This window comes from Candidatus Thermoplasmatota archaeon (assembly GCA_018814355.1).
GTDB lineage: Archaea > Thermoplasmatota > Thermoplasmata > UBA10834 > UBA10834 > COMBO-56-21.
This window is the reverse complement of sequence record JAHIZT010000043.1, coordinates 24,673-31,171: the sequence shown is the minus strand read 5'-3', so window position 1 is coordinate 31,171 and position 6,499 is coordinate 24,673. Positions and strand designations below refer to the sequence as shown.

The 6,499-nt window shown below is 55.1% G+C and carries 4 protein-coding genes and 1 rRNA gene; 4 read left to right on the top strand and 1 reads right to left on the bottom strand.

What is annotated here, in order from left to right; all coding sequences use genetic code 11:
* Nucleotides 1-864, top strand: a 23S ribosomal RNA gene (locus KJ653_02860); the annotation flags it as partial.
* 355 nt (nucleotides 865-1,219) lie between these two features.
* Here KJ653_02860 and KJ653_02855 read toward each other — a convergent pair.
* Nucleotides 1,220-1,513, bottom strand: coding sequence for a hypothetical protein (locus tag KJ653_02855; protein MBU0684777.1), 294 nt, complete (start codon nucleotides 1,511-1,513; stop codon nucleotides 1,220-1,222).
* 293 nt (nucleotides 1,514-1,806) lie between these two features.
* Here KJ653_02855 and KJ653_02850 point away from each other — a divergent pair, with 293 nt between their 5' ends.
* From KJ653_02850 to KJ653_02840, 3 genes are all read left to right on the top strand, one after another.
* On the top strand, nucleotides 1,807-3,021 hold the full coding sequence (locus KJ653_02850; protein MBU0684776.1) for an FAD-dependent oxidoreductase: 1,215 nt from the start codon (nucleotides 1,807-1,809) through the stop codon (nucleotides 3,019-3,021).
* Between the two features lie 94 nt (nucleotides 3,022-3,115).
* Nucleotides 3,116-5,806, top strand: coding sequence for an alanine--tRNA ligase (gene alaS, locus KJ653_02845; protein ID MBU0684775.1), 2,691 nt, complete (start codon nucleotides 3,116-3,118; stop codon nucleotides 5,804-5,806).
* A gap of 28 nt (nucleotides 5,807-5,834) precedes the next feature.
* Entirely contained in the window at nucleotides 5,835-6,407 is a 573-nt protein-coding gene (locus KJ653_02840) for a VIT1/CCC1 transporter family protein (GenBank protein ID MBU0684774.1), read from the top strand.
* Nucleotides 6,408-6,499 lie beyond the last annotated feature (92 nt).

Below are 6,499 nucleotides of genomic sequence, written 5' to 3'. Positions count from 1 at the left end.
TTAACGGAGCACTGTCCGTTATCTTCCAGCTGAAAGCGAAGACCCCGTGGAGCTTTACTGCAACCTGTCGTTGTGGTATGAGTTTGAATGTGTAGCGTAGGCGGGAGTCGTTACCAGGGCTGGCCGCTAGGTCAGTTCCGAGACACCGATGAAACACCGCCCTCTTGGACTCGTATCACTTACATCTTCGGATGGACACCGGTAGGTGGGCAGTTTGGGTGGGGCGCCACGCCCTCGAAAAGGTAACAAGGGCGCCCAAAGGTCGGCTCAGGTAGGTCAGAAATCTACCGAAGAGTGCAAGGGCAAAAGCCGGCTTGACGTGGTTCAGCCCAATAATGAACCACGATGAGAAATCAGGGCCTAGCGAACCACTGTGCCTCACAAATGGGGGCCAGTGATTACAGAGAAGTTACCCCGGGGATAACTGAGTCGTCTCCAGCAAGAGTTCATATCGACCTGGAGGCTTGCTACTTCGCCGTCGGTTCTTCCTATCCTGGTGGTGCAGCAGCTGCCAAGGGTGGGGTTGTTCACCCATTAAAAGGGATCGTGAACTGGGTTCAGACCGTCGTGAGACAGGTTTGTTGCTTTTTGCTGGAAGTGTTTTGATGCCTGACGGGAAGGATCCTTTAGTACGAGAGGAACGAGGATTCGTCGCCTCTAGTCTATCAGTTGTCTGGCAAGGCATTGCTGAGCAGCCACGCGATAACGAATAAAAGCTGAAAGCATCTAAGCTTGAAGCCGCCCCGAAAACGAGGCATCTTACAGCCGCCGTTACATGACGGCGTTGATAGAGCCGGGATGTAAGTGTCAAGGTTCGCCGAGACATTCAGTCCGCGGCCACTAATCGTTGTAGTCGCTATACAACATGCCGACCCGGTAGTTCGGCTCAGCCGTTACACGTATCGCACATGAAGCCTGCTGCCTCCTTCCTCTATTATTTCATTCTTTGACAGGTCAGCGCTAGCTCTTGGACTCATCGTGGGACAATACGATGAGTATCACTGCTGCGAGACCCAGGAATCCGCCGATCTCGAATCCGAAGGCGACCATTCCGAGGATCGAGCCCACCAATGATGAGCCATACTTTCGCCGCTGCCGAGCGTTCAAGCCGGCATTAATGAGCCCGGAACATGAACTTTGCCTGAGCCCAAGCTTAATCGAACACTTACTAATCAGTCTCAGGCACCCATCTACTAGAACGATCTTTGGAGAACCGGTTTCAAACATCTATATCGGAAAATACAAACAAGAGCAACGAAGCGAGTCCAAGGCAGAAGCCAGCGAGACCGCCTCCCATCATCCCTGCAACAGCTCCAGCGAGAGCGAGCGATATGTGTTTTCCCCTTATCGCGGTTATGCCTCCTGCGATCGCAATGATCCCAAAGAATATGACGATGATGCCACACGCAACGATGTTCACTTCGCCGGTGTCTGGACCTATGAATACGCTTGCGCCATCGAGCAGGCTACCGAGGCCGTTGGCCATGCAGATACCTCCTGCACTCAGAGTCATAGCACCTCCGACCAACAAGCCGGTTTTCCGAGGAGGGCCACTGACCAGGACATCGGACGGTTGTTCATTCGCATCAGCTTGGTTCTGCTGCAAAGTCCCATTCTCTGTCATCGATCATCAGCAAACGAGGAAGTATGGCGAATATCCCCGAGGTCTAGACCATCCCTGAAACGCTTAATCCTTTCTGAGAATGGTATTGCACCTAACGATCCGAACCAGTCTCACGCAACTTTAATGATGATGAATGCAATCAACGCAGTCTAGGAGCGATTTCCAGACACAAGGTGATCATTGTGCGCATAATCGTGATTGGCAATAACGTCGCGGGAACCACGCTCGCGAAGGCACTGCGCGACGCTGATTCGAACGTTGAAATAGACATCTTCACGGACGAGAACAAGCCGTACTATCCGAGGCCGAGGCTCATCGACTACCTCATCGGGAGCGTCCAAGAGATGGACATGCTATTCTATCCGGCCGACTGGTACTCGAAGAACAGACTGAACCTCCATCTGAACTCCAGAGTAGAAGAGATCGATTCGTCCGGAAAGAAGATCCTCGTATCCGGGGCCTGGCTTCCCTACGACAAGCTGGCACTGGCAACTGGTTCGAGTTCGTTCGTGCCTCCTTTCAACGGCCTGCCAAAAGAAAAAGTGTTCTCGCTTCGAACGATGGACGATGCTCGCAGGATAAAGGAGGCGGCTGCGGAGTCAAAGCATGTGATTGTCATCGGCGGCGGACTGCTGGGCCTCGAAAGCGCAAGAGGCGTTTGCACAGCGTTCCCCCATTTGAGAGTCACGATACTCGAATACGCAGAACACTTGCTCATGAGACAGCTCGATCACGAAGGCGCCGCCATCCTCCAGGGTTGGATCGAGAAGACAGGCGCGAACATCATCACAAAGGCGGAGACCGACGAGATCCTCGGAGCGGTTTCCGTCGAAGGCGTGAAGCTCAAAGATGGCAGAGTCATCGATGGGGACATGGTGATAGTATCGGCTGGGACGAGGTCCAACATGAACCTCGCAAAGACCGCCGGACTCAAGACGAACAAAGGGATCATCGTTGATTCGTCGCTCAGGACCTCGGACCCGAGCATCTACGCCCTCGGGGACGTTTGCGAGTTCCAGGGACAGGTCTGGGCAATGATACCGCCCGCCCTGGACGAGGCAAGGATCGCAGCGAAGAAGATGCTCGGGCAACCCGGACCGGACTATGCTGGCACCGTCCCATCGAACACGCTGAAAGTTTCAGGATTCGATCTCATTTCAATCGGCGTTGTCAGAAGTGCGCATGAGCCCCCAGAGCCCGGATTCGAGGAAATCCGAGCCGTCACCGCCGACGGAAGCATCTACAAGAAGTTCGTAATCAAGGAAGGCAGGATGATAGGGGCCATCATGCTCGGAACTAAGAAAGATGCCGTCAAGGTCACGAAGATCATCAAAGAGGGACAACCAGTGGAGAACATCAAGACGGAGTTATCCAATCCAGAGTATTCGTTCAGCTGAACTCCTTGACCTCTGAGGTAACATCTGGAACTGGCCCATTGTCTTGCGCCAAACGAAAACCGTTATATTCTGAGGACTCATGTGGCAATCGACCATGGATTCGAAGGATTACGAGCTTGAGTTCTTCAAGAGCAACGGGTTCCAGCGGAGGCAGTGCAAGAGCTGCGGGAAGTTCTTCTGGACCTTGGGCGAGAACGACACCTGCGGCGAGGCACCGTGTGTGGAGTACACATTCATCGGAAAGCCGCTGCTCAAGGAGAAGCAGAACGTCCACGAGATGCGCGAGAGCTTCCTGTCGTTCCTCGAGAAGAACGGCCACACACGGGTATCCAGATACCCGATAACCGCTCGCTGGAGGGACGATGTATTCTTCACACAGGCGAGCATCTACGGTTTCCAGCCATGGGTCATCCAAGGCGTCGTGGAGCCGCCTGCGAACCCTCTAGGGATATCACAGACATGCGTACGGTTCAACGACATCGACAATGTGGGCAAGACAGGTTCCCATCTCACGATGTTCGAGATGATGGCCCACCACGTGTTCAACAAGAAGGGCAAGGAGATATACTGGAAGGACCGCACGACTGAGCTATGTCATGAGTTCCTCACAAAGGTCCACGGCCTGGACCCCAAGGTCGTCAACTACTCCGAAGCCTGGTGGGAGGGCGGTGGGAACGCTGGCCCTTGCCTCGAGGTCTTGCTCGGCGGCGTTGAGGTCGCCACGCTTGTCTTCATGAGCTACGCGATCGAGAACGGCCAGCAGAGACCCATGGACATCCAGGTGGTCGATACTGGTTATGGTCTCGAGAGGTTGACCTGGATCTCACAGGGAACGCCTTCTGCATATGAGGCGGTCTTCGGCGATGTGTTGGAGGACCTGAAGCGCCTCTCGGGGACGAGAGCCGAAGAGAGGACTCTCGCAGAATACTCCAAAGTGGCTGGCAAGATGAAGATCGAGACCGCTGCAGATGTACGGTCCCTGAGGGCTGATGCTGCAGCTCGCCTAGGCATGGGTGCCGAGGAGTTCATGAAACAGATCAGGCCGCTCGAGAGCATCTATGTCGTCTGCGACCACACGCGCGCACTCATGTTCATGCTCAGCGACGGCGTCGTGCCCTCCAATGTCCGCCAAGGATACTTCGCCAGGTTGCTCGTCAGAAGGGCTCTGAGGGAGATGTCCCAGCTCGGAATCGAGAGAAAGCTCTCGGAGATTGTCGCGAAGCAGGTGGACTACTTCTCCCACGATTTCCCCGACCTGAGGGAGAACAAGGATGAGATAATCAAGCTGGTCGATGTCGAGCAGGAGAAGTATAGAGACACTCTCGTTAAGGGGAGAGGGATCGTCCAACGCCTCGAAGGCTCCAGCAGCCACAGGAAGATGATCACGGAGGAGGACTTGATCGAACTCTACGATTCCCACGGACTGAACCCAGAGGTCGTCGCGGATTTTGCATCAGGGCCGGTCGCTGTCCCAGATGACTTCTACCAGAAGGTCGCGGCAAGACACTCCAAGGTTGAGCGCGAGGAGATCGAAACTGAGATCCAGCTCCCGAAAGGACTTCCGGCGACGAAGTTGCTGTTCTACAAGGACCCATCCAAGTACAAGTTCAGGGCGAAGGTGCTCGCTGTCCAGGGAGAGCTGGTCGTCCTCGACAAGACCTACTTCTACGCAGAGAGCGGAGGCCAGGAGAGCGACACTGGCATGATGAAGGACATGAAGGTCGTACATGTCGACAAGGTCGGGAACGTAGTCGTGCACAAGGTCGAAGGCGAAATGCAGGCCGTGGTAGGCAAGCAGATCACGAGCACGATAGAAGAGAAACGCAGGCGCAGGCTCCAGCGACATCATACTGCAACTCACGTCATCAACGGCGCAGCCAGGAAAGTGCTAGGGAACCACATCTGGCAGACAGGCGCACACAAGGGAGTCGACCTGGCGCGCCTGGACATTACTCACTACGCGGACCTCACGCCAGAGGAGCTTGAGAAGATCGAACTCCTGGCGAACGAGACAGTCCTCTCGGCGACCAAGGTTCAGAGCTCGTTCATGGAGAGGAACGTGGCTGAGAAGCGATATGGCTTCAGGCTGTACCAGGGAGGGGCGGTCCCTGGGAAGGACATCCGAGTCATAAGGATAGGCGACTTCGACGTAGAGGCGTGCGGCGGCATCCACTGCAAGAACACGCTTGAGGTCGGCGCGATCAAGATCCTGAAGACTAAGCGCATACAGGACGGAGTTGTGAGGCTTGAATTCGTCTCGGGCATGGCAGCCGTCGAGCAGATGATGAGCCTCTGGAACGCGGTCACGGATGCAAGCGCGAAGCTCAACACCACACCCGAGAAGATCAACGAGGCCGTCGAAAGGCTGATGATGGACAAGAAGGACCTCGTGAAGGAGCTAGAGGCGATCAAGAAGGGCAGGGTCGGGGAGACTGTCGATGAGCTCATCCAGAAAGCCGTTCATATCAAAGGTGTCAGGGTCGTTCGATACGTCGAGTCGGAGGACATGAAGCACCTCGTGAACATGGCCAAGGAACTCATAGGTATGCCCAAAACGGTCGCGGTCCTTGGGTCGGACGAGCAGGGGGCGAAGATCGTCGTTGCGAGGAGCGCTGATGTGCAACTGGATTGCAGGCCACTCATCAGGGAAGGCATGGCTCTCGTTGGCGGTTCAGGAGGAGGCAAACCGGACTTCGCTCAAGGAGGAGGTCCTGATGCTTCGAAGCTTGAATCCGCCCTGGACAAGATAGTAGCCATGGTCAGGGAGACCATGGAAAAAGAGTGAAGACCAGATGTCACGGTTCTCAGAACGCATGAAGAAGCTCAGGTTCAATCTCAATCTGACGAAGTCGGGTTCCATTGCCAGGAGGTATTTCGTCATCGGCGCCTTCGATGGTGCGCTCACGATCCTTGGCGTCATACTAGGGGCATACGTCGCCGAAGGACATGCCCATCCAGAACTGGCGAAGCAACTCATACTCGCTGCAGGCTTCGCAGGCGGCATCGCACTTGCGGTATCCAGCACCGTTGGAGCGTACGAGGCTGAAAGGGTGGAACATCTTCTATGCCACCAGCATCTGGAGAAGGCGATGCTCAGACCCGTCGAAGGGGCAAGGGTGGAGGCGATGAGGGTGAGCATATCCGTCAGTGCAATCGTCCATGGGGTCTCGCCGCTTCTGGCAGCATTCGTTCCGCTCCTGCCGTTCTTCTTCATGCCATTGGATGCTGCCGTGACAACGGCCATCGCTCTGACACTCGGCTTCCTTTTCGTCCTGGGCGCCTACCTGGGGAGTCTAATCAAGGAAATGATAGTGTACACAGGCCTGAGATTCGTCATAGCAGGTCTGGCGACGGCAATCGTCCTCATTCTGGTTGGCACTCCCTAACATGAACCATCAAACCGCATTTGAGCTGTATGCCATATTTCGTTCAACCTAACGTTGAGGATTAGCGGTCAGTATGAGACAATATGTTCAGA

Coding starts and splice junctions, on each gene's coding strand:
- KJ653_02855 (MBU0684777.1), bottom strand. CDS start 1,513: ATGACTCTGAGTGCAGGAGGTATCTGCATGGCCAACGGCCTCGGTAGC.
- alaS (MBU0684775.1), top strand. CDS start 3,116: ATGGATTCGAAGGATTACGAGCTTGAGTTCTTCAAGAGCAACGGGTTC.
- KJ653_02840 (MBU0684774.1), top strand. CDS start 5,835: ATGAAGAAGCTCAGGTTCAATCTCAATCTGACGAAGTCGGGTTCCATT.